The sequence below is a fragment of the Ruegeria sp. N10 genome (genome assembly GCF_056531545.1).
Genome location: NZ_JBQFLY010000001.1, coordinates 85,678 through 111,389, shown reverse-complemented (window position 1 = coordinate 111,389; position 25,712 = coordinate 85,678). Strand labels below are relative to the sequence as shown.

The following is a 25,712-nucleotide window of genomic DNA, read 5'->3' as shown; positions in this document are numbered from 1 at the left end:
TTTCGTGAATCTGCTCTATTCCAATGACCGCAAGGGCGAATACCCTGCTAGCTGGTATGCCGCGACTGCGAACCCAACGGAACGCTTTCCTGTTTTGGCCGAAGATATTACGGCGGATGTCTGCGTTGTGGGCGGTGGCTACACAGGCCTGTCCGCAGCATTGCATCTGGCCGAGGCGGGGTTCGATGTCGTTCTGCTTGAAGCCCACCGTGTCGGATTTGGTGCCTCGGGGCGCAATGGTGGCCAGCTGGGCAGCGCGCAGCGGATGGATCAGGAAGACCTCGAGCGTCTTGTTGGCGACGCGGATGCTGCAAAGCTGTGGGACCTGGCCGAAGACGCCAAGGATCTGGTCAAATCACTAATCTCCAAGCATCAGATCGCGTGCGACCTGCAACCCGGCGTCGCGGTTCTGGGTCTGTCAGCTTCGGAACGAGAAGAGCTGCACACCCATGCAGGCCATCTGTCCGACCGTTATCAGTATGACCAGATCAAGCTGCTGGATGAAGACGAAGGCCACAAACTTTGCCCCTCACCCGCTTACAAGGGTGGGTATCTGGACATGGGGGCTGCTCATTTGCACCCATTGAACTTTGCGCTGGGGTTGGCGCAGGCGGCGGCCAAAGCGGGTGTTCGCATTTTTGAGGGCACCGAAGTCATCGATATTGACGAAACCCGGCCTGCACTGATCCGGACCGCCAGGGGGAACGTTAGGGCCGACCATGTTGTGCTGGCCTGCAATGGCTATCTTGGCAATCTCAACCGGACCGTCGCGGCCCGTGTCATGCCCATCAACAACTTCATCGCAGCGACTGAACCCCTTGGCAGCGAGGCCGCGCGGGTCCTGACTCAGGATGTCGCGGTCGCGGATACCAAGTTCGTGGTGAACTATTTCCGCCTCAGCGCCGATGGCCGGCTTTTGTTCGGTGGCGGCGAAAGTTATGGCTATCGTTTTCCTGCGGATGTCGCGGCGAAGGTCCGCAAGCCGATGACCGAAATCTTCCCACATCTGCGCGATGTCAAAATCGACTACGCATGGGGTGGGACGCTGGCCATTACCATGCGGCGGATGCCTTATCTGGTGCGTATCGCGCCCAATATTCTGTCTGCTTCCGGCTATTCCGGTCATGGTGTAGGCACCGCGACCCATGCAGGGCAATTGATGGCACTGGCCATTCAGGGCCAATCTGAAGGGTTCGATACAATGGCCCGCGTGCCAACCCTGCCCTTCCCAGGCGGGTCTGCCCTGCGCAACCCGCTGCTTGTGCTGGCAATGACATGGTTCGCCATGCGGGACCGGCTTGGGATCTGATCCACGTTACTTGTGACATATTGGTGAATTTCCGCTGGCGCGGCGATTGAGGGCTTGGATTGCCGCCTGAATAGCTTTATCTTTACCAAAGATAGAATTCGGGAATTCCAAATATGACGCTTCCACCAAACGTTCATGACGCCGAACCCATCCCAGAAGCAGCAAAAGAAGCCATCGACGCCCTGATGCAGTCGGGCGACTTGTTTCGCTATACCGCCCCGCAAGATGCCCCGGTGTCTTTGCTGGAGGCCGAGTTTGCCGAACTTCTGGGCACAAAATACGCTCTCGCTGTTTCATCCTGTTCTGCTGCGCTGTTTCTGTCGCTCAAGGCACTGGGTCTGCCGCGTGATGCGCGCGTCCTGATCCCCGGCTTCACATTTGCCGCGGTTCCCTCGTCGGTCACCCACGCGGACTGCATCCCGGTCCTATGCGAAGTGGGTGAGAATTATCGCATCGACATGGCCGATTTCGAGGCCAAGCTCGACAGCGTTCAGGCGGTGATCATCAGTCACATGCGCGGCCACACATCTGATATGGACGCGATCATGGCGCTGTGCGACGCGCGTGACATCCCGGTAATCGAAGACGCTGCGCATTCGCTGGGCACGACCTGGCATGGCAGGAATATCGGCACCATCGGCAAGGTCGGCTGTTTCTCGTTTCAGTCCTACAAGATGATCAATGCGGGCGAAGGCGGTATTCTGATCTCAAACGATGCTGATCTGGTGGCCCGTGCCGTCATCATGTCGGGCGCGTACGAACATAACTGGAAGAAACATAAAGGACCGTACGGCGACAACTCGCCCGAATTGGAAGAGGCCTTCGCCCGCTGGCAGAACAAGTTGCCACTGTATAACCTGCGCTTGAACAACCTGAGCGCCGCTGTGATCCGCCCGCAGATCCCGGAACTGGCCCGTCGTGTCCGCGATGGTCTTGCGAATCACGACTACGTTGCCGGGCGCTTGAATACCTCACCCCATATCAATGTGCCCGCGCCCTTGCCCCCCGAGCAGCGCGCGCCGGATTCTATTCAATTCAATCTGGTTGGGTTGCAGGAACACGAGATTCGCGCATTTGCCGCCGCATCCGAGGCACGCGGTGTCAAAGTTCAGGTCTTTGGCCTGAGTCAGGACAATGCGCGCGCCTTCTGGAACTGGCAATTCTTGCCGGAGACGTTCGAGCTGCCGCAAACGCGTGACATGCTGATGAAAGCGTGTGACGTCCGACTGCCCGTACGCCTGACACGCGCAGAGCTGGACGTGATCGCCGATATTCTGCTGGCCGCGGTCGGCGAAGTGACCGGCCCAATGCCGGTCTACGGCACCTGAGACTAGAACTGACCCACTTAAATGGTGGGCCTTTTCCTCAGGCTCACCTTAATTCAGTTTTGAAAGCTTCTGTTGAAGTTCGGCCAACTGTTTCTTGATATCGTCAAGATCCTCTTTCGGCTCTGACTTTTCGCTTTCCTTCTCTGGCGAGGACCATCTGCCAGACAACCCACCAGTCATAGCCTTCAGAAAGGCCTGCTGCTGTGCTTTCAACGCTTCAAAACCCGGCATCTGGGACATCGGGTTCATGGCGTTCATGTTTTCCATCATCTTGCTTTGGCTTTCGCGCAGCATATCGAACGAGCTTTGCAGGAATTGCGGCATCATGCCCCCGCCCGGCAGCATGTAACTGCGCACCAGATCGTTCAGAACATTGACAGGCAGCACATTCTCGCCGCGGCTTTCATGTTCAGCAATGATTTGCAGCAGATACTGCCGCGTCAGGTCGTCGCCGGATTTCAGGTCGATGATTTGTACTTCGCGCCCGTCACGGATGAATCCTGCGATATCTTCGAGCGTCACGTAATCGCTGGTCTCGGTGTTATACAGCCGACGGCTGGCATAGCGCTTGATCAGCAGCGGTTTTTCTTGGTCCGACACCGGGTACCCTCCCCAAGGATGATGCGTTGCAGCACAGGTTATGCGAGTGCAGCACAAAAAGAAAGGGCAGGTCAATGGACCTGCCCAACGCGATTGCACCTATAGGGAGGGTCGGGTGCGTTTCGCTGACTTTTCTTACTTCGCAGCAGCAGCTTTTTTAGCGGCTGTGGTCACGTCGTTGGTTGCTTTTTTAACAGCGGCGGATGCTTCTTCCGCAGCTTCTTTACCAGCAGCCATCAGCAGTTCGACGGTTTCGGTCTGAACTTTTTTCGCGATTTCTGCGAAAGCGGCCATGTTCTCGGCTGCAACTTCAGCAGACGCGCTTGCGAAATCGGTTGCTGCTTTTGCGTAGTCGGCCGGCTCTGCCTTGGCTTTCGACATCTCGGTCAGTTTGGCCAGCGTGTCTTTGGTCCATTTGCTCGAGATTTCTGCCGATTTCTCTGCTGCTTCCAGAGCAACGCCCGACAGCTTTTCATTCAGCGAAGCGGTCGATTTGAATGCGCCTTCCATTGCGGTTGTGTCCACGGGGAATGCACCCATCATGTCTTTCATGATCGCGGTAAAGTCTTGGGTCTTAGCCATTGTCATAATCCTTTTAGCCAGTCCGGGCCCACCCCGGGTTTCATCAGCTTGAGGACAATATGATTGCTGCAACGCAGCATTGCAAGTTTTTTCTTGCTGCGCTGCAGAAAAAATTAAGTTTCAGAATGAAATCAGGCGTTTGGTTTTGCCACTACATACGTTCCGGGTGCAGCAGCCAGGCTCGGGTGCTTCGAATCGCCAGGTTCACGGGCCGGTACCTGCTTGCCTGAACGTTTCTTAAGCCAGGCATCCCACATGGGCCACCATGACCCTTCATGAAAATCGGCTTCCTTTAACCAGGTGGCGGCGTCTGGTTTCAAATCCGGGTTGGTGTAATGCCCATACTTTTTCTTGCTGGGCGGGTTCACGATGCCCGCAATATGACCCGACTCGGAAACCACGAAAGTTTTTGATCTCGAGCCCATCTTTTGCACACCGCGATAGCAGTCTTTCCACGCCGCGATATGATCGGTTTCGCATGTGATGGCCATCAGGGGCACATCAACGTCACCGAGCTTCAGCTTATGCCCCAGTACCTCAAAGCCAACGGTCGCGAATTCATTGCGCTGGCATAGCCCACGCAAGTACTCCACCGCCATTTTCGCAGGCAGGTTGGCTCCGTCACCGTTCCAGTACAGCAAATCAAAGGCCGGGGGCACTTCCCCCATCATGTAACTGCGAATGGCCGGGCCATAGATAAGGTCACGTGACCTCAAGAATGACATTGTGCGCGCCATGATCCACGACCGCAGAACACCTTCCTTTTTCACTTCTTCTTCGATTCCGTCGATAAAATCGTTTTGTAGGAAAGGCGTGAACTCTCCCTGATCGGAAAAATCCGTCAATGCGGTGAACAGGGTCGCCGATTTGACCGACTTGTCTCCTCGCTGTTTCAGCAGAGACAGCGTCAGGCTCAGGGTGGTACCTGCAATGCAATACCCCACCGCGTTGACCTGTTTGACCTTGCAAATCTTCTTGGCCGTCTCGATCGCGGTCAGGAAACCGTCCTGAATGTAGTCTTCCATGCCGGTTTCGGCATAACTTTCGTCCGGATTGACCCAGCTCACTACAAACAGGGTATATCCCTGTTCGGTGATCCATTTGATCATGCTGTTCTGGGCTTTCAGGTCCAGAATATAGAACTTGTTGATCCAGGGCGGGAACAGGACAATCGGTGTCTCATATACAGTTTCGGTCGCCGGCTTGTACTGGATCAGTTCCATCATCCGGTTACGATAAACCACCTCCCCCGGCGTCGTCGCCAGGTTACCGCCGACCTCAAAGGCACTCTCATCTGCCAGTTTGACGACCAGCTCGCCATTGTTGGCCTCAAGATCTGACACAAGGTTTTCCAACCCCTTGATCAGTGACTGGCCCTCGGTTTCGACCGCTTTTTGCAAGGCATCCGGGTTGGTCGCCAGGAAATTTGTCGGCGCCATCATGTCGACGATTTGTTGCGAGAAATACTGCAGCCGCTTTTTGTCCTTGGCATCCAGATCGTCCACGGACGCAACAGCCTGCGCGATCGCTTGCGCATTGGTCTGGTATTGCTGGCGGATCAGACGGAAATAGGGGTTAGTTTCCCAAAGGGGGTTCGAAAATCGCTTGTCTTCTGGCTTGGGTGTTTCGTCTTCCGCGTCAGACGCAGTCAGCGCTTTCTGCGCCTCGGCAAAGTTCAGCACTGACTTGCCCCAGAATTCTATCTGCTGTTCCAGTAATTTGGCGGGATTTTGCCAAGCCTCGGCCCAATAGGCACTTGCTGCTCGTGCGAAAAGCTCTTGATTCGGGCCGTCCAGCGCGGGAGTGTGGGGCCGTTTTACAGCCATGACCTCAATCAGGCGCTTCGATAACTTCTCGACCTTATCCATATTTTCTTTAAGGCGTTCAATGTGTTCTTCGGATACGTCTGGCATGTGGTCTTCACTAGTTGTCATTTTAACAATTCCCCCCTAACCTCGCTGCTATGCAGAATAACGTCGTGGGTGCTGGGGGGCAAAGCGACGAATGGTCCGAACTATCAGGCTGACACTCAGGAGGCCCCGTTTATGCGCTATATGATGACCTACGACCTGATGGAAACTGCGCGAAACACCAACCAATGGCTTGGTGCAACCGCCAGCGCGATGGCGTCCTATCCGATGTTTTCGATGGTGCCGAACCCCGCATTCAACTGGATGGCCGCCTGGGGCGAGGTTACCGAGCGTACGTTCCAGCGGATGGTTGCAAAGCCCGATTGGGGTATTCGCACGTTCACCTGCGAAGATGGCAAGGATCATCTGGTTGAAATCACGACTGTTCTGGAACGCCCTTTTGGTGATCTGGTACATTTCCGCGTCAATGGCCGGAAAGAACAACCCCGCAAAGTGCTGTTGGTTGCCCCGATGTCCGGGCACTATGCAACGTTGCTGCGCTCGACGGTCAAAAGCCTTCTGGTCAATTGCGAAGTCTACATCACAGATTGGCATAATGCGCGCGATATCCCTGTGTCCGCAGGTAAATTCGATGTCGAAGACTACACGCTCTACCTTGTCGATTTTATGAAAGAGCTTGGACCGGACACCCATGTTGTTGCCGTTTGCCAACCTGCGCCTCTGACATTGGCCGCAACGGCATACCTGGCCGAAATCGAACCCAAAGCGCAGCCAAGCACTCTGACACTGATTGGTGGCCCCGTCGATCCGGACGCAACGCCGACCGATGTGACAGACTTTGGCCGTCGCGTCACCATGGGCCAGTTGGAAGAAACAATGATTCAGCGCGTTGGCTTCAAGTACAAGGGCGTAGGGCGCATGGTCTATCCGGGCCTGCTGCAATTGGCCTCGTTCATGTCCATGAATGCAGATCGTCACTCCAAAGCGTTTTCCGACCAGATTCAGCGCGTCATGCGGGACGAAGCCTCGGATCAGGATGCCCATAACCGCTTCTACGACGAATACCTGGCCGTGATGGACATGACTGCAGAGTTCTATCTTTCGACGGTCGAGCGGGTCTTCAAGAACCGAGAGATTGCGAGAAACGAGTTCGTGGTCGCGGGTCACAAGGTGGACGTCAGTAAGATTACTGATGTTGCGGTGAAGACTGTCGAAGGTGCAAATGATGACATATCTGCACCCGGCCAGTGTATTGCTGCGCTGGATTTGTGCACCGGCCTGCCCGACAGCAAAAAGGCAAGCCACGTCGAACCCGGCGCAGGTCATTATGGTATCTTCGCAGGCCGCAGCTGGCGCGACAACATTCGTCCCCTTGTGATTGATTTCATGAACGAAAATGCGCGAAAACCAAACCGTCGCGCGGCCAATTCCAACAAGGTTGCCTAAGCGACATGAGCGGGCCAGCGCAAAATGGCCTTACCTTTTCCTGCCAATGCGGCGCGTTGCAGGGGCGTATTTCACCCCGCGGTGTTCGGCAAGGCACACATGTTGAGTGTTTCTGCCATGATTGCCGGGCCGCTCAACTATACTTCAAGCAGCCGGACCCGGCACCCGGACCTGTCGGGATTTTTCAGATCGCACCGGATGAGATCGAAATCAGCACAGGAAGTCAGTATCTTGCGGCGATTCAACTCAGCCCCAAGGGCATGCTGCGTTGGTACGCCAGTTGCTGTGACGCACCTTTGGCGGCGACGCCCAAAACCGCGAAATTCCCGTTTGCTGGCGTTATCGCCGGCCGGGTTGCGGGTGGAGCTTCGGCGCTGGGACCCGTCACGACACGTGGGTTTGTTCCCCAACCGGACGGAAAGCAGAAGCACGAAAAACCTGGCCCCGCCATTCTTGGGCTGTTGCGCAGGGCCGCCGGATCGCGCCTGTCCGGGCGGTGGAAGAACACACCGTTTTTCGACCAAAATACTGGTAAACCCGTGGTGACGCCAACTGTCATTTCAAAGACCGAACGCGCGACGCTTTACCAGTAATCAAACCGTTGCTGGGCGTCCAACCAGGTTTGCAGCGCCTCATTGACGAGGTCGGGCGTTTCGAGGGTCGGCAAGTGACCAGCCTTTTCAATAACCAGCAGTTCCGCTCCGGGAATGAGTTCTGCCATGAAAGAATGCCGTTTGACCGGTGTCAGAGTGTCATGCGCACCGCACAGAACCAACGTGGGCACCTTGATGCGACGCAATGCGGCTTGTTGATCCGGGCGGCGTTGCAGAGCACGCATTTGACGCACGAAGGTTTCAACACCCAAATCCTGTGCCATTGCCAATAAGCCGTTCAGGATGGGAATGCGCTGCGGGCCCGGTGCCAGCGTGTCGGACCCCACAAGTTTCCGCATGACCTCCTCCAACCGGCCACCCTGCGCGCCAATGATCAGGTCTTCGCGACTGGCAGCCATTTGAGGCGTGTCCGCCTGTGCATCAGTGGCCATCAGGCACAGGCGTGACACACGTTCCGGTGCCCGGCGGATCAGCTCTAACGCCACCACACCACCCATGCTTAATCCAGCCAGTGCAAACCGATGTGGAAGCTGGTCCAGCAGACCCGAGGCGATCTCTTCGATACGCTCACCTGCGGAAATCGGCGCAACGGTTACGGGTCGCGTCTGCGAAAACACCTCGATCTGAGGGCGATACAGTCGGGCATCGCACATCAGTCCAGGTAGCAGTACCAGCGGCTCGATCACACGGGGCCTCCTTGCGCTCGGTATTCCGAGCCTTTGGGTTTGTAGTCAGGTTGAGAGTTTATCACATTCAAACGGCGGAACGTCACGGATAGGCGATTGCCCGAAAAACCGGAAAGTCAGCATAGCGGGACCGTCGTGAAGTCGCACTTTCCTCGGGCTCAGCGCCGGGTTTCAGCAGGCATCCGCGTGGCGCAATGTAGCTGTCAATCCGGCGCTGCGGTTTAGGGCGCCACACCAGATTGAAAGCGCAGAGTTTCGGAAAAAACCAGATCTCGGAGTAATCCAGGTGATCATGCATCCACCATGCCAGATCCCGCCAATCCCTGCCCTGCGCATACTGATCCGCGAACCAGGGGATTACAATAGACGCCCCGGCAATCCGCGCATCCCCGTCCCCACGATCCCAGATGTGGCATTCCAACGGGTGATCATTTCGGGCACAGTTCAGTTTGTTTTCATTGCCAAACCTGTTTAGCGACGGTGAGCGATAGCCCGAGCGCACAGCGATCCTGCCAAAGGTCTCTTCCAGCGGGTCCAGCAGAGTTTCACAGAACGCACGTCCTGTCTCGATAGCCAGATCCGGATTGTCTGGAATGTTCTGTTTTTGGTGAAAGTTCCCGATCTCGGAATAGAGGAAATCGCGCATGAAGAAATACCGGGACAGACGAACGCGCCCTAAGGTCTCAAGGCTCCACATACTGCCCGGCTTACGCATCTTACCGCGACCCGAGGCCGCCATCATTCCACCCCCAGCCCTTTTAACCAATCCAGGATACCGGCCACAGCCGCGTCGGTCTGCCCTGGCGACATCAGGCGACCGGCAATAACATGAGATGACGGATCATCCTCGGGACCCATTGTCACCAGTTTGACGGATGCTGGCGCACCCCACGCTTCGGCGACCTCGTGTGTGCGGTCAGGGCGCACCACCTGATCGTTGTCCGAGAACCAGAACAGCACGGGCACCAGGGCGTTCGAGAAATCCAGCGCATAGACTTTTTCGACCAGAACGGACATCGGCACGACCGATTCCCACGGATAGACCGTAGACCAATATTTGTTCTTTTCCGGGTCTGGCCCCGATACATCGCGTTCGTCCCCCATCAGGACCGGTAACCAATCCCTCGCCCATGGCAAAGTGGGAATCCATGCCGCGGCCGTGTTGACCCCGAAATTCGGAGAGACAAAGACCATGCCGACAACATCTTCGCTGAGGCTGGCATCCAAAGCGGCGGCGGCTGCAAGCGTCGCACCGGTCGAAGTTGAGATTACGATCACCTTGTCCCCAACAGCACGCGCGGCCGCCAATCCCTCGGCGGTGTCCTGCATCCAGCCCGAGGCAGTGCCTTCCGCCATGGCTGATCCGGTTCGCCCATGACCTTGCAGGCGTGTGTAAACCAGATTGGCCCCCAGCGCGTCTGCCACAAGGTCCGGCACTGGCCGGATTTCCTCGGAACTTGCTGAAAAGCCATGGATGTAAAGAACGGAATACGGGGTGCGCCGTTCGTTAAAGCCATCCTGCCAGATCACTCGTTTTTCGACACCCGGAACGATATCATCAAACGCGGCTTCGGTGCTTTCGAAATAAACCTGTACGCCCTCACCGAACTTGCGCGGATCAAAGCTTGGGCTCAGGTTCACCTCTTCGCGCGGGCCAAACCAGTAGATAAGGCCGCCGACGGCAATCAACGCAAGGAACAAGCGCCCCAGAAGCCATCCCAAACGCCGCATCACGCGTCTCCCAACACATCCAGAACCGCCGCCTCGATCAAGCCAAGACATGCATCATCCGAGAACCTGTGATCGGCATCCTTGACCAAAAGAAGCTGCATGTCCGGCCCTGTTGCGTGGTCCAGCAACCGAACGGCCGTTTCAGTCGAAACGGCCGTATCCGCTGTTCCCTGTAGGAAACGAACCTTGAACGGCAGGTTCAACGTGTCGCGCAGTACAAGGCGCTGCCGCCCATCTTCGATCATCCTTTTGGTGACGATGTAAGGTTCCATGTAATCGGACGGCAACTCGACATGCCCGACCGTTTCCAGGTCGGCTTTCTGGTCATCGGTGAATGAAGCCCAATAGCCATCTTCCGTGAAATCCGGCGCGGCGGCGATCGTGACCATACCTGCGATCCGGTCCGGCAGGGCCTTGGCCAGCAAAAGCGCCTGCCACCCCCCCATGGACGAGCCGACAACGATCAGCGGCCCTTTGGTCAAGGCATCGACCGCAGCGACAGTGTCCTCATGCCAATCCCCAATGCAGCCATCCGTGAACGCGCCAGAGCTTTCGCCGTGACCGGAATAATCAAACCGCAAAAAGGCCCGCCCCCGCGCTTGCGCCCAAACTTCCAGATGGACTGCCTTGGTGCCTTCCATATCCGACATGAGCCCACCCAGAAAAACCAGGGTCGGCCCTGCCCCTTCGGTCTTGTGATAGGCCAGTTTTCGCCCTTGTGCTGTTTCCAGAAAATCCGTCGCCGCCATAAAACCCTCTTACGCTTTGGGGAACATCATGCACGGCAGCCCGTTGGTCGCAATTCCCGAATTCGGGGTGTCGTGGCGTCAGTGACCGTACCCTGCGACCCTTGACAGGAATTGCTGCACCTGCCACATCAGCCAGACGCAAATAACCCGCAACCGGGCGTTCAGTGGGCGCCAAACCGACGAGGAGAGCCAACATGGCCCTGGATTCAAAATCCGTCTCTCTCACTTTCCCAGATGGCAATGCACGTTCCTATGACGCAGGGGTTACGCCCGCGCAGGTGGCTGCCGATATTTCAAGTTCGCTGGCCAAAAAGGCCATCTCGGCCACCGTTGATGGCAAACACTGGGACCTGCAATGGCCGATCGAAGCCGATGCACAGATTGCCATCCACACCATGAAGGATGACGCGCAGGCCAACGAACTGATCCGCCACGATCTGGCCCACATCATGGCCCGCGCCGTGCAGGAAATTTGGCCTGCGACCAAGGTCACCATCGGCCCCGTTATCGAAAACGGCTGGTATTATGACTTCGACCGGGAAGAACCGTTCACGCCCGAAGATCTTGGTCTCATCGAGAAAAAGATGAAAGAGATCATCAACAAGCGCGACCCTGTCACCACCGAGGTTTGGGACCGCGAACGGGCCATCGAGTTCTACAAGGCCAATAACGAGCCCTACAAGGTCGAGCTGATCGAAGCCATTCCCGGGGATGAGCCGTTGCGCATGTACTGGCACGGCCACTGGCAGGATTTGTGCCGCGGTCCGCATCTGCAACATACCGGTCAGGTTCCCGGTGATGCGTTCAAGCTGATGTCCATCGCCGGTGCCTATTGGCGCGGCGACAGCAACCGCGCGATGCTGCAACGCATCTACGGCGTGGCCTTCACCGGCAAGGAAAAGCTGAAAGACCACCTGCATATGCTGGAAGAGGCCGCAAAGCGCGACCACCGCAAACTGGGCCGCGAGATGGACCTGTTTCACATGCAGGAAGAAGCCCCCGGTCAGATCTTCTGGCACCCCAATGGCTGGTCCATCTACACCCAGTTGCAGGATTACATGCGCCGTCAGCAGCGCAAGGGTGGGTATGTTGAGGTAAACACGCCGCAAGTCGTTGACCGCAAACTGTGGGAACGTTCAGGCCACTGGGACAAGTATCAGGAGAACATGTTCATCGTCGAAGTGGACGAGGAACATGCCCGTGAAAAGGCCGTCAACGCGCTCAAACCGATGAACTGCCCCTGCCATGTCGAGATTTTCAAGCAAGGCCTGAAATCCTATCGCGACCTGCCGCTGCGCATGGCCGAGTTCGGGTCGTGCAACCGGTACGAACCCTCTGGCGCGTTGCATGGCATCATGCGGGTGCGTGGGTTCACGCAGGACGACGCCCACATCTTTTCAACCGAAGAACAGATCGAGGCGGAGACCGCCGAATTCATCCGTTTCCTCAGTGTGATCTACAAGGATCTGGGATTCGAGGATTTTTCGGTGAAGTTCTCAGACCGTCCCGAAACCCGCGCCGGATCGGACGATGTCTGGGACAAGGCCGAAGCGGCGCTTTTGTCCGCCACCCGTGCCGCCGGGATCGAACCGGAACTGAACCCGGGCGAAGGTGCATTCTATGGTCCGAAACTGGAATTCGTGCTGACGGACGCCATCGGGCGTGACTGGCAATGCGGCACCTTCCAGGTCGATTTCGTTCTGCCCGAACGGCTGGATGCCACCTATATCGGCGCCGACGGGGCCAAGCACCGCCCGGTCATGCTGCACCGCGCAACACTTGGTTCGTTCGAACGCTTCATCGGTATCTTGATCGAGGAACACGCAGGCAAATTGCCGTTCTGGCTGGCCCCGCGTCAGGTTGTCGTCGCGTCCATCACGTCCGACGCGGACGACTATGTCACCGAAGTGGTCGAAACCCTGCGTGCTGCGGGTGTGCGAGCCGAGGCCGACATCCGTAATGAAAAGATCAACTACAAGGTCCGTGAGCATTCGGTCGGCAAAGTACCTGTAATTCTGGCCGTCGGTCACCGCGAAGTTGACGAGCGCACCGTAAGCGTGCGGCGACTGGGTGAAAAACAGACTCAGGTACAACCGCTTGATGTTGTAACAAAAGAGCTGGCACGCGCCGCCACCCCGCCAGATCTGCTGTAACAAACAGCACCATATCCAAAAAAATCCGACCCCTCCTATGGGGTCGGATTGTAACATTTCACCCTTTCTTCATCAAAAACAGTGAATTACGCTGCAAGGGGGCAGGCCGCCCCATGACGCGCTTGTGAGACACGGGCTCGTGAATTCAACTCTGCCCATCAAGCCACTACCTTTGTCATTGTCACAAGCAGACATACCCAGTCATCAAGAGGATTACCGAGATGTCGAAAACAGCTAAATCCCTGGTTATCGCAACCGCAGTCGCAGCCGCCGTGTCTGGTGCCGCAACCACAGCAAGCGCACAGGCAAAAGAAAAGTGCTACGGTGTATCGCTGGCCGGCCAGAACGACTGCGCCGCAGGTCCCGGAACCACATGCGCGGGCACCTCGACCGTTGATTATCAGGGCAACGCATGGACCCTGGTTGACGCAGGCACTTGCGCCGACATCGAACTGCCAGCAGAAGCAAACGGCACACCGCGCAAAGGTTCGCTGGAAGCGCTGGAACGCGACCTGCCGGCATAAGATTGGCCTGACGATTTCAAGGGGCGGGCTCCATCGCCCGCCCTTTCCCTTTCGTGATCGAGGAACTGGCCCATGTTGGATGACACCCACCGGTCAAACCGCCTGCCTGCAGCGCCGGGCGTAGGTTACAAACCGCAACATTTTGCTCAGATACTTGAACACGCACAGCCTGTTGCATGGCTGGAAATCCATGCCGAGAACTATATGGGCGACGGCGGGCGGCCCTTGGCGCAGCTGCGCCACCTCTCCGAAAAGTTCCCAATCTCGGTCCATGGCGTTGGCCTTTCCATTGGCGGTGAAGGCGCGCTGGACCCTGATCATCTGGCCCGGCTAAAACACCTGGTAGGCTGGCTGAACCCTGCAAGCTTTTCCGAACATTTGGCCTGGTCCACCCATGACAGCCATTTTTACAACGACCTGCTGCCCCTTCCCTATACCGACGAAACTCTTGCGCGGGTTTGTGAACATATCGACCAGGTCCAGCACACGGTCGGGCGCCAGATGCTGCTGGAAAACCCGTCCAGCTATCTGGCCTTCGAGGAAAGCACCTGGTCCGAACCTGATTTCCTGAGGGAGATTGCCAGGCGCACCGGTTGCGGCTTGTTGCTGGACGTAAACAATGTCTTTGTCTCGGCCACCAATCTGGAATTCTCGCCGCAAAGTTATATTGACGCCTATCCGCTTGAAAAAGTGTCGGAAATCCACCTTGGCGGCCATGATGAGGATGAAGACGATCACGGTCATCCGCTGCTGATCGACAGTCACGGACGAGAAGTGGTCGACCCGGTGTGGACCCTGCTGGATTATGTGCTGGAGCGTTCGGGGCCAAAACCCATTCTGATCGAATGGGACACTGATGTGCCGGATTGGCCCGTTCTGCGAGATGAGGCCGTTCGCGCGCAATCCGCACTGGACCGGATACCGGTATGAGTGTTTCGCAATCTGAATTCCGCGCGGCCATGATGGATGCGTCAGCGCCCGTTCCCGGCGGATTGCTGGACGGTGGCGCGCGCCCCGCCGGTCGCCGGTTCAGCGTGTACCGCAACAATGTTGCGGTGTCGCTGACCGAGGCGATGCATCAGGCGTTTCCCGTGATTGCCAAATTGCTAGGGGCGCAGAACATGGATGGGCTGGCCGGGATTTTCCTGCGTCAACACCCGCCCTCCTCTCCTCTGATGATGTTTTATGGCGAGGCGTTTCCTGATTTTCTGGCCGGAATGCCCCAACTTGCCCATCTCGGATACCTGCCCGACGTGGCCCGGTTAGAGATTGCCTTGCGCAAGTCCTACCACGCCGCCGACAGCGAACCTGCGCCGGCAGACGTTTTAGCGGTCGAGCCCGAGCAGGTCATGCAGGCCCGGTTGCAGTTTGCACCGGCCATGCAGGTGATCCGCTCGGACTGGCCCATTCACGCTATCTGGCGCTTCAACATGGAAGCCGATGCCCCGAAACCAGATGCACGGGCCGAGGATGTGTTGATCACGCGCGCCGAGTTCGACCCGACACCCAATCCGCTTCCAGCGGGTGGTGCAGACTGGATCGCCTATATGCAGAACGGCGACACAATCGGCGGGGCATTTGAAAAAACGACTGCTGAACTGCCTGAATTTGATCTTGGAACCACTCTGGCACTGCTTCTGAAGGGTGGTGCAATAACCTCTGTGACTATCGAAAGGCCCAAGACATGACTGCTCTGATCTCAACCTACAATAACACCATGGGAAAACTGGACTTTGCGTCTGGCTGGTTGACCCCTACGCTGGCACGGCTGGTCTTTGTTGCGGTTCTTCTGGTCTATTACTGGAACTCGGCCATGCTGAAGATCGACGGATCGATCTTTTCGCCTTCGGCAGGTGCCTTTGGTCAGATTTTCCCCAAAGCGGCAGAAGCTGTTCTGTATGACGTGTCCCAAATGACGTTCTTCCAACGCATCGTCATCTTCATGGGAACGGTTGCAGAATTTGTGCTTCCGACGCTTCTTCTGGTTGGACTGTTCTCGCGTCTGGCGGCTTTGGGCATGATCGGTTTTATCTGGGTGCAGACCCTTGTCGACGTCACCGGACATGGCGTGAAACTGGGCAGCCTGTTCGACGCGGCCCCGTCCCTGATGGATCAGCGCACGATGTGGACCTTCCTGATGCTGGTGATCGTCGTCAACGGCGCAGGCCCGATCTCACTCGACCGGATCCTGCGCCTTAAGTAACTTAGAAATGCGCCTTGGGCTGGTCCGGTTTTCCTGCGGCCAGCCCAAGTACTCCGGCGACAGCAGCAAATGTGATCGGGAACATGGTGAAAACACCAAAGCCGAACGCGTAGTACATCGCGGCCGCCGACACCAGCAACAAGACCCCGGCAATCAACGCGCGCGCTGGCGCCATGGCCCCGCCCGCGATTGCCAAGAGGGGCGCGATAATCGAAATGGCTTGCACCAGATCAGGATTGTCGACCTGGCTTAGCATGCCTTCAATTTCACCGACATGGTCAACCACGACCACCTTCGCATAGCCGAAGAACCCGACGATCATGCCGATCAACCCGGCGATTACACCCAATAACATTGCGGCATTACGCATTGAAAATCCTCATTGTTGCTTTCAGGCAGATAGGCACTCGTTCAAGAAATGCCAAGCTGAGCACGGGTTTCAGCCGTCCAGCCCAACAACAGCCTGCCATCCGCTTCGATCAGTGGGCGTTTCATCAGGGCCGGATGCTCTCTCAAAAGCTCCAAAGGGGCCTTGGCACGCTGGGTTTCGTCCAATCCGCGCCATGTCGTCGATCTGGTATTAAGCAAGTCATTGCCGAACTCAGCAAAGGCCCGTGACAGCACCGAATCCGGCACACCGTCGCTGCGTACGTCAAAAAACTTGGCGTCTGGAAGTGATTTCAATGCCTTGCGACAGGTGTCACAGTTTTTCAATCCATAAAGCTGCATGTCTTTGACGCTCCTGCCCTTGCTTCCTTTTTAGGCAATCTTGCCCGTTTCTTGCGGTTATTCTTGATTTTTTACTTCACCGTGCAATGTTGAAAAAGGCGAAACGCACGAATTGGACTGTTCAGCATACGCTACGCAGTTTTTTTGTGTGGTGACGCTGACCACAGCCCCCACCAATTTGTGGGACAATGCGTAAGTAGAAGGAGACACGGGACATGCCAACCGGCACCGTGAAATGGTTCAATACCACCAAAGGCTATGGATTTATTGCCCCTGACGAAGGGGGCAAAGATGTGTTTGTACATATCTCGGCCGTAGAACGGTCCGGCCTCACCGGACTCGCAGACAACCAAAAAGTTTCGTACGAGTTGCAGGACGGACGCGACGGCCGCCAAATGGCAGCTGATTTGAAACCACTGTAACGACTTCCCGCTAAACACGCGGTAGATCATTAAGGATGACGGCCAATTTCCGGCCGTTATCCATCCCCCACCGGTTTCGTTCCATTACCCTCGCGCGGGCTTGGCGTCGGCGTGGTTATTCCAGTTTTCGCCCGTAGCCACGATGCAAGATGTGCCTGTCGCGTAGGTGACAACCATTGTCCAGTCCCCGCGCTGACTTGCCCAGACTTCCATAACCTGTTCCGGCCCGCGAACACCCGATGCCACGCGCCGAACTGACTTTCCAGTTTCTGGTGCAGCCGGGGCGTCAGTTCGCACAGAACCTCAGCTATGGGGATTTGGCTCGCACAGGTAGGGCAAAACCAAAAACCAGACATAACAGAGCAAGGTTCAAAAAGCGGGCCATGGAACCAATGTAACAATTCCATGACGACACGTATAGACAAAAGCTATGCAGCTTGTCGGTTCTATCTGCGAATGATCGCCTCGAACTCACGCCATTCGCGCGCCGTCATCCCCGAGTTTTCCTGCGTGACCGCCTCTCCTGCCAGCATTCGTTGCAGGCTTTCGACCATCTGGGCAGACAGGTTTACCGCACCCAGCCGATAATCCTCGAACGCCTTATACGCAAACGGCACCCAATCAGCGACGATCTTGCACATCGCCTCGGCATAAACGCGGATTTCATACTGAGCATGTGGGTCGGCACGCAGGCGCAGGAAGTGGAACAGATTATGCAGGTCCACCTTCCAATACCACTGCGTATAAACGTTTGCGGGTAGGTTCATGCGGGCCAGTTCACGGGCAAGCCCCTGTTGCCCGTCCTGGCTGATCATGGACTCGTAGTTGTCATAGCACCGCGTGCTGTCCGCCTTGAGGGTTTCCAATACGCGCGCGGCCTCTTCACCTTCCAACGTTGCCCCACGGCCCTGATTGTTCACTTCGGACTGTGCTGCCACATGTTCAGGGGCAGGGATATAGAACTCGCGATCCAGAATTGAATACCGTGCCGAGTATTCATTCACATTGGCGGTCCGGTGCCGGATCCACTGCCGCGCCACAAACACCGGCAATTTCACATGCAATTTGACTTCGCACATTTCGAATGGCGTCGAATGCCAGTGCCGCATCAGATACCTGATCAGCCCCTCGTCATTCTGAACGGATTTGGTGCCTGTGCCGTATGAAACGCGCGCAGCCTGACAGATGGCGGCATCGTCACCCATATAGTCGATCACGCGGACAAAGCCATGATCCAAAACCTGATGCGCTGTGTATAGGTGGTCTTCCATTCCCGCCGAGACAACTCGACGCGTGGGATGCGATTGCGCGCGTTGCGCGTCGATCTCGGCCTGTTGATCAGGGGACAGCGGCATCGAATCTTCCTTTCTGGCAATGAGTCGCCTGCCACTATATATCGCCGATCCCGGCACAGGAACCGCGATATATGCCGCAGCGGACGCAATAAACAAATTGCTGCTGAGGGCTCTATCGACACGTCGAGGAGGAGCGCTAAGCTCTTGGCAATGTGAGTCGAAAAAGGATGGCCGAAATGGCGTTGAAATATCTTCACACTATGGTCCGCGTGAAGGATCTGGAAAAATCCATGGCATTTTACGAGCTTCTGGGTCTGAAAGAAACACGTCGGTATGACAGTGAAGCCGGGCGATTTTCTCTGATCTTCATGGCTCCTCCGGGACAGGAAGACGCCCCGATCGAGCTGACGTACAATTGGGACGGTGATGACGAGTTGCCCGCCGACAGCCGTCACTTCGGCCATCTGGCCTACGGTGTCGACAATATCTACGAGGTTTGCCAACATCTTCAGAACAACGGTGTTACGATCAATCGCCCGCCAAGGGATGGTCGCATGGCTTTTGTTCGATCGCCCGACAATATCTCGGTTGAGCTTTTGCAGAATGGCGAAGCACTGGAACCAGCCGAACCCTGGACCAGCATGGAGAGCAGTGGTCACTGGTGATCCGTTGGCTGATAGCAATTGGGCTGGTCGTTCAGGCCAGCCCTGTCAAGGCCGAGCAATGCCGCTTGGCGCTGGCCTTGGCGATGGATATTTCCGTTTCAGTCGATGAGGCCGAAGATGTGTTACAACGGCAGGGGTTAGCCGCCGCATTGATTGCGCCCGAAGTGCAAGAGGCCTTCTTTTCTTCACCGATGCCGGTTGCCCTGGCGGTATATGAGTGGAGTGGCCGCTCAACCCAAAATGTCGTCCTGAACTGGACAATGATCGATGATGTTGGTGATCTGCTGTTCGCATCCAGCCAGGTCAGCCAATCCGTCCGATCTGACAGCGGATCAGCAACAGCTATGGGCTATGCGTTGGCATACGGTGCAACCCTTATGGAGCAAGCGCCGCAATGCTTGTTTCAAACCATTGACCTGTCCGGCGACGGCACGAACAACGATGGCTATGGGCCGCAGATCGCCTATCGGCACTTTCCCTTTCAAAACACTGTCGTGAATGGGCTTGTGATCAACGCAGCCGATTTCGAGGGAGAGCTGTTCCTGATCCCTTTCTTCGAAAATAACGTCCTGCACGGGCCCGGCGCCTTTTTGGAAATTGCCACCGGGTTTGAAGATTTCGAGCGCGCCATGCGAAAGAAACTGAAGCGGGAACTGAGCGGCTTGCAGATCGGTGTTTTGCGGATTGAAGGCCCATGATACGTCGCGTGATTGTCTTTCTGGCTTGCCTGTTATCAGGACCTGCCTTTGGCGAATGCCGCCAGGCCCTTGCGCTAGGTCTGGATGTGTCGGGTTCGGTCGACAGCCGGGAATACAGGCTGCAACTGGACGGGCTGGCGGCGGCCCTGAGCCGCCCCGAAGTTGGCCAACTGATGTTGTCGGACGGCGCAACCTCCTTGCGTCTGGCGATTTTCGAATGGAGCGAGCGGGGACATGAACGGATGCTGCTGAAGTGGACAGAAGTACGGTCCCCCGCCGACCTGATCGCAATCAGTGATCGTTTAATCCGAACCTCGCGCAGCGCAGCGCCGCAAGGAACGGCGTTAGGGTCGGCCATGTTATTTGGCTCTTCCCTGCTTGATCAGCAAAGGGGATGCTGGCGCCGTACGCTGGATCTGTCCGGTGATGGCAAACATAACCTCGGACCGCATCCACGTGATGTGAAAGCTAGTTTACGACATGACGGGATCACAATTAACGGGCTGGTGATCGGTGCCGACGATCCGAAAGAAGGTGATCGGAGATATGTTCAGGTCGGTGAACTATCAGCCTATTATTCAGCCTGGGTCATTTTGGGGCCAAACGCATTCGTAGAAGTGGCGCTGGGCTTTGAGGCATATGAAGAGGCCATGACCCGCAAACTTCTTCGTGAGCTGGACAGCCTTGTTCTGTCTGACGCCCGCCACTGATCAATAGATATACCGTATCTGATCCGTCCAGTACCGTTCAACGCGACGCAGCGAACTGGTGATATCCTCAATACCGTCAAGCCCAAGCACCCCCCTGCCTTGCAGGCCTTCGGCGTGACGTGCAAACAGCTTGGACACGATATTGCGGATTTCTCTGCCCTGCGGCGTCAGGCGTACGCGAACTGAACGGCGATCAATCTCGCATCTTTGGTGGTGCATATAGCCCATCTCAACCAGTTTCTTGAGGTTATAGCTGACATTGCTGCCCTGATAGTATCCACGGCTTTTCAGTTCGCCTGCCGTAACTTCGTGATCACCGATATTGAACAGCAATAACGCCTGAACCGCATTGATTTCCAATACGCCGACGCGCTCAAACTCGTCCTTGATGACATCCAGCAACAACCGGTGCAGACGCTCCACCAGGACCAGTGCCTCAAGATAGCTGGTTATGAAGCCCTTAGTCTCTGGTGTGGAGACCTGCATTTCCATACTCATCCGACCCTCCGATTCCGTCGCGCTGTTTGACACACGATGAACCGAAAATCCGAAAAATCGGTTAAGCGGAACTTTGCCTTATTTCTGAAAGGTTTGCGCTATGTCTGCAACCAGGCTGGCAAATCGCGCCGGAGGCTGCACCTGCCCCGTAACCCATTGATAAAGGTCCTGATCGTTTTCGTGCAACAGCGCATCATAGATATCCAGACCGTCGGCATCCATGTCGGCCAGATTGCGCCCAGCATAGGCTGACAGGATAATGTCCATCTCTTTGATGCCGCGTCGCATCGACCGCATTTGCATGCGCTTGATGCGCACATCCCGGGGTTCGCTCAATTCTTCTGCTCCAGCATCTGACGCATTTTCTTTTCCAGACGTGCCGCGCGTTCGGAACATGCGCGCATCTCAGCGCGGATGGCGCGCAGTTCGGCCACGGCCGAGGACAGTTCCGTTCCACCTTCGCCCTCACCCACAGGTGCATCCATGCCGTCGCCCTCGCCGGTCAACAACCACATGATCGAGACATTGACCATGCCCGCCATCATCGACAGCCTGTTGGCCCGGGGTTCGGACAGATCGTTTTCCCAATCTGAAATTGTCGCCTTCTTGACCCCAAGACGCCGTGCCAGTTGCGCCTGTGTCATTCCCGCGGCTTCGCGTGCACCGGCCAGACGGTCTCCGAATGTCGCAGAATCCGGACCATACCAGTCGTTTTCATCATTCATTCGGGTCTCCAATTCACTTTATCTATACGGCTTGATCGTCACTCTGACGCACCCTATGACAGTCGGGCTGAACATACAAACCGAGGCCGAGCATGAGTTTTCTGTCTGCGACACTGTCACGCGTCAAACCTTCACCCACCATCGCTATGACAGCCAAGGCAGCCGAGCTGAAGGCCGCCGGGCGTGATGTCATCGGCCTGAGCGCCGGTGAGCCGGATTTTGACACGCCACAGAACATCAAAGACGCCGCTGTTGCGGCCATCGCAGCAGGCAAAACCAAATACACCGCGCCGGACGGCATCCCCGAACTGAAACAAGCGGCATGTGCCAAGATGAAACGCGATCATGGGCTGGACTATTCGCCGGCCCAGATCTCGGTCGGGACCGGTGGCAAGCAAACGCTGTACAATGCCCTGATGGCGACGATGAATGACGGTGACGAGGTAATCATCCCTGCGCCGTACTGGGTCAGTTATCCCGATATGGTGCTTTTGGCGGGGGGCACCCCTGTTGTGGTCGAAACGACGCTGGAAAACAGCTTCAAACTGACCGCAGAACAACTGGAAGCCGCCATCACGCCCAAAACAAAGTGGTTCATCTTTAACTCGCCCTCGAACCCGACGGGTGCAGGGTATAGTCGGGATGAACTGAAGGCGCTGACCGATGTACTGATGCGTCATCCGCATGTCTGGATCATGTCGGACGACATGTACGAACATCTGGCCTATGACGGGTTCGAGTTCTGCACCCCGGCCGAAGTTGAACCCGGTCTATTTGACCGGACCCTCACCTGCAACGGGGTTTCAAAAGCCTATGCCATGACAGGTTGGCGCATCGGTTATGCCGCCGGCCCGGTCGAGATCATCGCGGCCATGCGCAAGATCCAGTCGCAATCAACGTCGAACCCCTGTTCGGTCAGCCAATGGGCTGCTGTTGAGGCCCTGAACGGAACCCAGGATTTTCTGGCCCCGAATAACGAGACATTCAGGCGCCGACGCGATCTGGTGGTTCGGATGCTGAACGAGATCGACGGCGTCACCTGCCCAACGCCTGAAGGGGCCTTCTATGTCTATCCGTCTATCGCCGGATTGATCGGGAAAACGACGCCGGCAGGGACGGTCCTTGTAGACGATGAAGCCTTTGCAACCGCCCTGCTGGAAGAAGCCGACGTGGCCGTTGTGTTTGGTGCCGCCTTTGGCCTGTCGCCGAATTTCCGCGTCAGCTATGCTACGTCCGACGCGGCACTGACCGAAGCTTGCAGCCGCATCCAGCGTTTTTGTGCTTCTCTGAGGTGACCATGTCCGCCGAACTGCCTGAGTATTACTTTCGCATACGTGAAAACGGTGCTGCGGTGTTTCGGATCGATACTGAAAACCGTCAGCGTCGGATCGAAATGGATCAGATTGCCGTCATCAATATCCGCAATGGCGAGGTCAAGCCGCACGGGCAGCGGACGCTGTCAGACCGGGATCAGGCCGAGATTGCCCAATGGATGGAAGAGCGCCGGGCCCTGCTGGCCCAGCGCGACATCGACGACATTCATCGCGCGGTCGACTATCTGAATCTGACCACGCAATGGGCTCAGTCCAAGGCCAGCGACACGCAGCTGGAGGATGTGACCGACAGGTTATTGATGGCCATGCACGACCTGCGTACGGTATTGGTCCGGAAAAAGGCAGATCGTCTGGACAAAGACTAAGCGGGCTCGGCTGATATCTGTATCTGCTGTACCGAATACATCCAAAACCGGGTCATGAGAAGCACGGCCGCGAAGGCGAGACCAAGCACCAGCCCCAGCCAGACGCCGATGCCGTCCATATGACGAACAAAGCCGAAATAATACGACGCCGGAATTCCCACGACCCAATAGCTGAGCGCCGCCATGACCATTGGGATCTTGGCATCCTGCAACCCGCGCAGCAGGCCCAGCGCAATCACCTGCGCGCCGTCGACCAGCTGGAACAAAGCCGCCATGGCAAGCAAACCGGTACCGATGGTCAGGATTTGTCCCCGCTGCGGATCATCTGCTTCCATGAACAGGGAAATCAAAGGCTCGGCACAAGTCAGGAACAGGATGATGGTTGCCACCGACATGACCAGCGACATACCAGTCACGGAGATTGCGCCCTTTTCCAAATGCGCCCTGTCCCGACGACCCAGCGCATTGCCAGCCCGGATGGTCGCTGCATTTGATAAGCCCAGGTGAACCATGAAGGTGGCCGAAGCCAGGTTCAAGGCGATCCCATGCGCAGCCAGCGGGACCTGACCCAGCCAACCCATCATCACCGCAGAAGTCGCGAACAGTGAAACTTCGGCCAATGTGGTCAAGCCGATGGGCACACCCAGCTTCCATACGCTGGCAAACATTTCCCAATCCGGTCGCCAGAACCGTTGGAAGAGGCTGTGCTCCGGCAACGTCCGGACCACGTAGATAACGACCGCGATCAGCGAAACAACTTGTGTCGTGATCGAGGCGATTGCCGCCCCTGTCACGCCCAGTTCGGGGGCGCCCCAGTTGCCGAAAATCAACGCATAATTGGTCAGCCCGTTCACAGCCGCCGCCGCAATTGTGATCCACAAAACGATCTGCGTTCGCTCCAATGCAGCCAGATAGCTTTTCAACACCATCACAATGAGGGCCGGAAACAATCCCCAACCGGCGACTCTCAGGTATTCGGCTGCGGTTGCAGCGACTTGCGGTTCCTGCTTCATGGCGATCAGGATCGGATAGGACCACCACAGCAAGGGCATGACAACCACGGCATACAGCAACGACAACCACAGACCCATCCGGGTCGAGCGGCGAATGCTGGTTTCGTCCCCTTCCGCCGCTGCTGTGGCCACCATGGGCATGACTGCCCAGCCAAATCCCGCGCCAAACAAAAACAACACGAAGTAATAACTGTTGGCCAAGGTAACGGCCGCCAGCGCCTCGACCCCGTACCAACCCAGCATGATGGTGTCGGTCAAACCGATCGCGTATTGCGCCAGATGACCGCCAACCAGTGGCAGGCCAAGAACGGCAATAGCCCGAAAATGGGCCGGGTATGTCATCACCTTTGTCATCGCTCCAGCCATATGCGCGGCTTTGGCGCGGGACAAGAGCGGATCGGCAAAATTTCAGATTGAGACTTTGGTGCCCGTCCTTTCCCTGTGGCCGGGCATTTTGATGCTCAGCGGGCGTCGGGATGCAACGCGGTGCCCAGAATATGCTCGGATCGGTGAATAACGTGATGCGCCTGCCCTACGATCAGCGGATCAGGCTCGCACACGATATCGTGATCCTTGCCAGGGTAATCCAGCGAGGACAGGAAGTGACGCATACAGTTCAGGCGCGCGCGTTTCTTGTCATTCGACTTGATAATCGTCCAGGGTGCATCAGCCGTATCCGTGTAAAAGAACATGGCCTCTTTCGCCTCGGTATAGTCATCCCACTTGCTGAGGCTCGCCTTGTCGATCGGTGACAGTTTCCATTGCTTCAGGGGGTCGGTTTCGCGGCTTTTGAAACGGCGCTGCTGCTCTTGCTGTGTAACCGAGAACCAGTATTTGTATAGCTGAATGCCCGAGCGCACCAGCATCCGTTCCAACTCGGGCGTTTGCCGCATGAACTCAAGATATTCGTTGGGCGTGCAGAACCCCATGACCCGTTCCACACCCGCACGGTTGTACCAGGACCGGTCATAGAACACCATTTCGCCTACGGTCGGCATCTCCTGAATGTAGCGCTGGTAGTACCACTGGCCTTTCTCTTCCCAGGTGGGTTTGTTCAATGCAACGACACGGGCCTGACGCGGGTTCAGGTGCTCCATGAACCGCTTGATCGTACCCCCTTTGCCTGCGGCATCGCGCCCTTCGAACAACAACACAAACCGCTGCCCCGTTTCCTGCGCCCACAGTTGAACCTTCAAAAGCTCGGCCTGCAGATTGGCTTTTTGCGTCTCATACACCGACCGGGCCATTTTGCGGCCATAGGGGTATTTCCCACTTTCAAATGCCTGCCGGATTTTCTCGGGGCTGGGCGCTGAGGGGTCGGTGTCTTTGGCGAGCGTGGTCTTGATCTGGGTGGGTTCTGCGTTGGTCGTGGCAATGGCGTCCATACATCCTGTCCTTTTCTACTGTCCCGAACGGTGGCTAGCAGAAAGCTCGGAAATGCGCTTTGATTGGTATCAAATAG

31 protein-coding genes are annotated in these 25,712 nt (G+C 56.6%); 15 read left to right on the top strand and 16 right to left on the bottom strand.

What is annotated here, in order from left to right; genetic code table 11:
- Positions 1–4: 4 nt before the first annotated feature.
- Positions 5–1,309 carry an NAD(P)/FAD-dependent oxidoreductase gene (locus tag ACR0JI_RS00560; RefSeq protein WP_480492926.1) on the top strand — a complete coding sequence of 435 codons (1,305 nt, stop codon included), beginning with the start codon at positions 5–7 and terminating at the stop codon, positions 1,307–1,309.
- Between the two features lie 113 nt (positions 1,310–1,422).
- Positions 1,423–2,637, top strand: coding sequence for a DegT/DnrJ/EryC1/StrS family aminotransferase (locus ACR0JI_RS00555; protein ID WP_480492925.1), 1,215 nt, complete (start codon positions 1,423–1,425; stop codon positions 2,635–2,637).
- A gap of 48 nt (positions 2,638–2,685) precedes the next feature.
- On the opposite strand, the gene phaR is transcribed toward ACR0JI_RS00555, so the two are convergent.
- The 3 genes from phaR to ACR0JI_RS00540 form a co-directional block, all read right to left on the bottom strand.
- Positions 2,686–3,237 (bottom strand): polyhydroxyalkanoate synthesis repressor PhaR, encoded by a 552-nt coding sequence (gene phaR / locus ACR0JI_RS00550; RefSeq protein WP_480473452.1) that lies wholly within the window; start codon positions 3,235–3,237, stop codon positions 2,686–2,688.
- Positions 3,238–3,372: 135 nt separating this feature from the next.
- A complete protein-coding gene (locus ACR0JI_RS00545) occupies positions 3,373–3,819 on the bottom strand; it encodes a phasin family protein (RefSeq protein ID WP_209503426.1) in 447 nt (148 codons plus the stop codon).
- 131 nt (positions 3,820–3,950) lie between these two features.
- Positions 3,951–5,753, bottom strand: coding sequence for a PHA/PHB synthase family protein (locus tag ACR0JI_RS00540; protein ID WP_480492924.1), 1,803 nt, complete (start codon positions 5,751–5,753; stop codon positions 3,951–3,953).
- A 111-nt stretch (positions 5,754–5,864) separates the two neighbouring features.
- Here ACR0JI_RS00540 and phaZ point away from each other — a divergent pair, with 111 nt between their 5' ends.
- Positions 5,865–7,136 carry a polyhydroxyalkanoate depolymerase gene (phaZ, locus tag ACR0JI_RS00535; protein ID WP_480492923.1) on the top strand — a complete coding sequence of 424 codons (1,272 nt, stop codon included), beginning with the start codon at positions 5,865–5,867 and terminating at the stop codon, positions 7,134–7,136.
- A gap of 5 nt (positions 7,137–7,141) precedes the next feature.
- The gene (locus ACR0JI_RS00530; RefSeq protein ID WP_480492922.1) at positions 7,142–7,729 is read left to right on the top strand and encodes a DUF6151 family protein; all 588 of its coding nucleotides are present in this window, start codon (positions 7,142–7,144) and stop codon (positions 7,727–7,729) included.
- On the opposite strand, the gene ACR0JI_RS00525 is transcribed toward ACR0JI_RS00530, so the two are convergent.
- The 4 genes from ACR0JI_RS00525 to ACR0JI_RS00510 all read right to left on the bottom strand — a co-directional run bounded on the left by ACR0JI_RS00525 (position 7,720) and on the right by ACR0JI_RS00510 (position 10,916).
- Positions 7,720–8,436, bottom strand: coding sequence for an alpha/beta fold hydrolase (locus tag ACR0JI_RS00525; protein ID WP_480492921.1), 717 nt, complete (start codon positions 8,434–8,436; stop codon positions 7,720–7,722). The two genes, ACR0JI_RS00530 and ACR0JI_RS00525, sit on opposite strands and share 10 nt — an antisense overlap.
- Positions 8,437–8,518: 82 nt before the next feature.
- On the bottom strand, positions 8,519–9,133 hold the full coding sequence (locus ACR0JI_RS00520; protein WP_480493155.1) for a hypothetical protein: 615 nt from the start codon (positions 9,131–9,133) through the stop codon (positions 8,519–8,521).
- Positions 9,134–9,174: 41 nt separating this feature from the next.
- Complete coding sequence (locus tag ACR0JI_RS00515) at positions 9,175–10,167, bottom strand: alpha/beta hydrolase (RefSeq protein WP_480492919.1); 993 nt, start codon at positions 10,165–10,167, stop codon at positions 9,175–9,177.
- On the bottom strand, positions 10,167–10,916 hold the full coding sequence (locus ACR0JI_RS00510) for an alpha/beta fold hydrolase (RefSeq protein WP_480473458.1): 750 nt from the start codon (positions 10,914–10,916) through the stop codon (positions 10,167–10,169). The genes ACR0JI_RS00515 and ACR0JI_RS00510 overlap by 1 nt, the downstream gene beginning before the upstream one ends.
- Positions 10,917–11,110: 194 nt before the next feature.
- On the opposite strand from ACR0JI_RS00510, the gene thrS reads away from it, so the two are divergent.
- From thrS to ACR0JI_RS00485, 5 genes are all read left to right on the top strand, one after another.
- Positions 11,111–13,069 (top strand): threonine--tRNA ligase, encoded by a 1,959-nt coding sequence (gene thrS / locus ACR0JI_RS00505; protein ID WP_480492917.1) that lies wholly within the window; start codon positions 11,111–11,113, stop codon positions 13,067–13,069.
- A 221-nt stretch (positions 13,070–13,290) separates the two neighbouring features.
- Positions 13,291–13,593, top strand: coding sequence for a BufA1 family periplasmic bufferin-type metallophore (locus ACR0JI_RS00500; protein ID WP_267365389.1), 303 nt, complete (start codon positions 13,291–13,293; stop codon positions 13,591–13,593).
- Positions 13,594–13,665: 72 nt separating this feature from the next.
- A complete protein-coding gene (gene bufB, locus ACR0JI_RS00495; protein ID WP_480492916.1) occupies positions 13,666–14,523 on the top strand; it encodes an MNIO family bufferin maturase in 858 nt (285 codons plus the stop codon).
- Positions 14,520–15,281, top strand: coding sequence for an HvfC/BufC family peptide modification chaperone (locus tag ACR0JI_RS00490; RefSeq protein WP_480473461.1), 762 nt, complete (start codon positions 14,520–14,522; stop codon positions 15,279–15,281). Before bufB ends, ACR0JI_RS00490 begins: the two co-directional genes overlap by 4 nt.
- A complete protein-coding gene (locus ACR0JI_RS00485; RefSeq protein WP_480473462.1) occupies positions 15,278–15,796 on the top strand; it encodes a DoxX family protein in 519 nt (172 codons plus the stop codon). The genes ACR0JI_RS00490 and ACR0JI_RS00485 overlap by 4 nt, the downstream gene beginning before the upstream one ends.
- Before the next feature lies 1 nt (position 15,797).
- Here ACR0JI_RS00485 and ACR0JI_RS00480 read toward each other — a convergent pair whose 3' ends face one another.
- Together ACR0JI_RS00480 and ACR0JI_RS00475 are read right to left on the bottom strand one after the other, a co-directional pair.
- Complete coding sequence (locus tag ACR0JI_RS00480) at positions 15,798–16,166, bottom strand: hypothetical protein (protein ID WP_480473463.1); 369 nt, start codon at positions 16,164–16,166, stop codon at positions 15,798–15,800.
- 41 nt (positions 16,167–16,207) lie between these two features.
- On the bottom strand, positions 16,208–16,525 hold the full coding sequence (locus ACR0JI_RS00475) for an ArsC/Spx/MgsR family protein (RefSeq protein WP_480473464.1): 318 nt from the start codon (positions 16,523–16,525) through the stop codon (positions 16,208–16,210).
- Positions 16,526–16,740: 215 nt separating this feature from the next.
- Here ACR0JI_RS00475 and ACR0JI_RS00470 point away from each other — a divergent pair, with 215 nt between their 5' ends.
- A complete protein-coding gene (locus ACR0JI_RS00470; RefSeq protein ID WP_008758035.1) occupies positions 16,741–16,947 on the top strand; it encodes a cold-shock protein in 207 nt (68 codons plus the stop codon).
- Between the two features lie 84 nt (positions 16,948–17,031).
- On the opposite strand, the gene ACR0JI_RS00465 is transcribed toward ACR0JI_RS00470, so the two are convergent.
- Both ACR0JI_RS00465 and thyX read right to left on the bottom strand, forming a co-directional pair.
- Positions 17,032–17,244, bottom strand: coding sequence for a hypothetical protein (locus ACR0JI_RS00465; RefSeq protein WP_480625024.1), 213 nt, complete (start codon positions 17,242–17,244; stop codon positions 17,032–17,034).
- A 149-nt stretch (positions 17,245–17,393) separates the two neighbouring features.
- The gene (gene thyX / locus ACR0JI_RS00460; RefSeq protein ID WP_480473465.1) at positions 17,394–18,302 is read right to left on the bottom strand and encodes an FAD-dependent thymidylate synthase; all 909 of its coding nucleotides are present in this window, start codon (positions 18,300–18,302) and stop codon (positions 17,394–17,396) included.
- Positions 18,303–18,478: 176 nt separating this feature from the next.
- Between thyX and ACR0JI_RS00455 the strand changes: the two genes are divergently transcribed.
- The 3 genes from ACR0JI_RS00455 to ACR0JI_RS00445 are packed head-to-tail and all read left to right on the top strand — an operon-like array spanning position 18,479 to position 20,315.
- Entirely contained in the window at positions 18,479–18,907 is a 429-nt protein-coding gene (locus ACR0JI_RS00455) for a VOC family protein (RefSeq protein WP_480473466.1), read from the top strand.
- Positions 18,904–19,605 (top strand): DUF1194 domain-containing protein, encoded by a 702-nt coding sequence (locus ACR0JI_RS00450; RefSeq protein WP_480492914.1) that lies wholly within the window; start codon positions 18,904–18,906, stop codon positions 19,603–19,605. Before ACR0JI_RS00455 ends, ACR0JI_RS00450 begins: the two co-directional genes overlap by 4 nt.
- Complete coding sequence (locus ACR0JI_RS00445) at positions 19,602–20,315, top strand: DUF1194 domain-containing protein (protein ID WP_480492912.1); 714 nt, start codon at positions 19,602–19,604, stop codon at positions 20,313–20,315. Before ACR0JI_RS00450 ends, ACR0JI_RS00445 begins: the two co-directional genes overlap by 4 nt.
- On the opposite strand, the gene ACR0JI_RS00440 is transcribed toward ACR0JI_RS00445, so the two are convergent.
- The 3 genes from ACR0JI_RS00440 to ACR0JI_RS00430 all read right to left on the bottom strand — a co-directional run bounded on the left by ACR0JI_RS00440 (position 20,316) and on the right by ACR0JI_RS00430 (position 21,538).
- The gene (locus ACR0JI_RS00440; protein WP_480473469.1) at positions 20,316–20,813 is read right to left on the bottom strand and encodes a MarR family winged helix-turn-helix transcriptional regulator; all 498 of its coding nucleotides are present in this window, start codon (positions 20,811–20,813) and stop codon (positions 20,316–20,318) included. It abuts the gene before it with no gap.
- Positions 20,814–20,891: 78 nt separating this feature from the next.
- On the bottom strand, positions 20,892–21,116 hold the full coding sequence (locus ACR0JI_RS00435) for a succinate dehydrogenase assembly factor 2 (protein WP_480476785.1): 225 nt from the start codon (positions 21,114–21,116) through the stop codon (positions 20,892–20,894).
- Between the two features lie 29 nt (positions 21,117–21,145).
- Positions 21,146–21,538 carry a helix-turn-helix domain-containing protein gene (locus tag ACR0JI_RS00430; protein WP_480473470.1) on the bottom strand — a complete coding sequence of 131 codons (393 nt, stop codon included), beginning with the start codon at positions 21,536–21,538 and terminating at the stop codon, positions 21,146–21,148.
- Between the two features lie 92 nt (positions 21,539–21,630).
- Here ACR0JI_RS00430 and ACR0JI_RS00425 point away from each other — a divergent pair, with 92 nt between their 5' ends.
- Positions 21,631–22,833: a pyridoxal phosphate-dependent aminotransferase gene (locus ACR0JI_RS00425; RefSeq protein WP_480473471.1), complete on the top strand. Its 1,203-nt coding sequence runs from the start codon at positions 21,631–21,633 to the stop codon at positions 22,831–22,833.
- Positions 22,834–22,835: 2 nt separating this feature from the next.
- Positions 22,836–23,237, top strand: a complete 402-nt coding sequence (locus ACR0JI_RS00420; RefSeq protein WP_480473472.1) for a hypothetical protein — start codon at positions 22,836–22,838, stop codon at positions 23,235–23,237.
- Here the strand turns inward: ACR0JI_RS00420 and ACR0JI_RS00415 are convergent.
- Together ACR0JI_RS00415 and ppk2 are read right to left on the bottom strand one after the other, a co-directional pair.
- Positions 23,234–24,604: an MATE family efflux transporter gene (locus ACR0JI_RS00415; protein ID WP_480476787.1), complete on the bottom strand. Its 1,371-nt coding sequence runs from the start codon at positions 24,602–24,604 to the stop codon at positions 23,234–23,236. The two genes, ACR0JI_RS00420 and ACR0JI_RS00415, sit on opposite strands and share 4 nt — an antisense overlap.
- 107 nt (positions 24,605–24,711) lie before the next feature.
- On the bottom strand, positions 24,712–25,635 hold the full coding sequence (ppk2, locus tag ACR0JI_RS00410; RefSeq protein WP_480473473.1) for a polyphosphate kinase 2: 924 nt from the start codon (positions 25,633–25,635) through the stop codon (positions 24,712–24,714).
- Positions 25,636–25,712 lie beyond the last annotated feature (77 nt).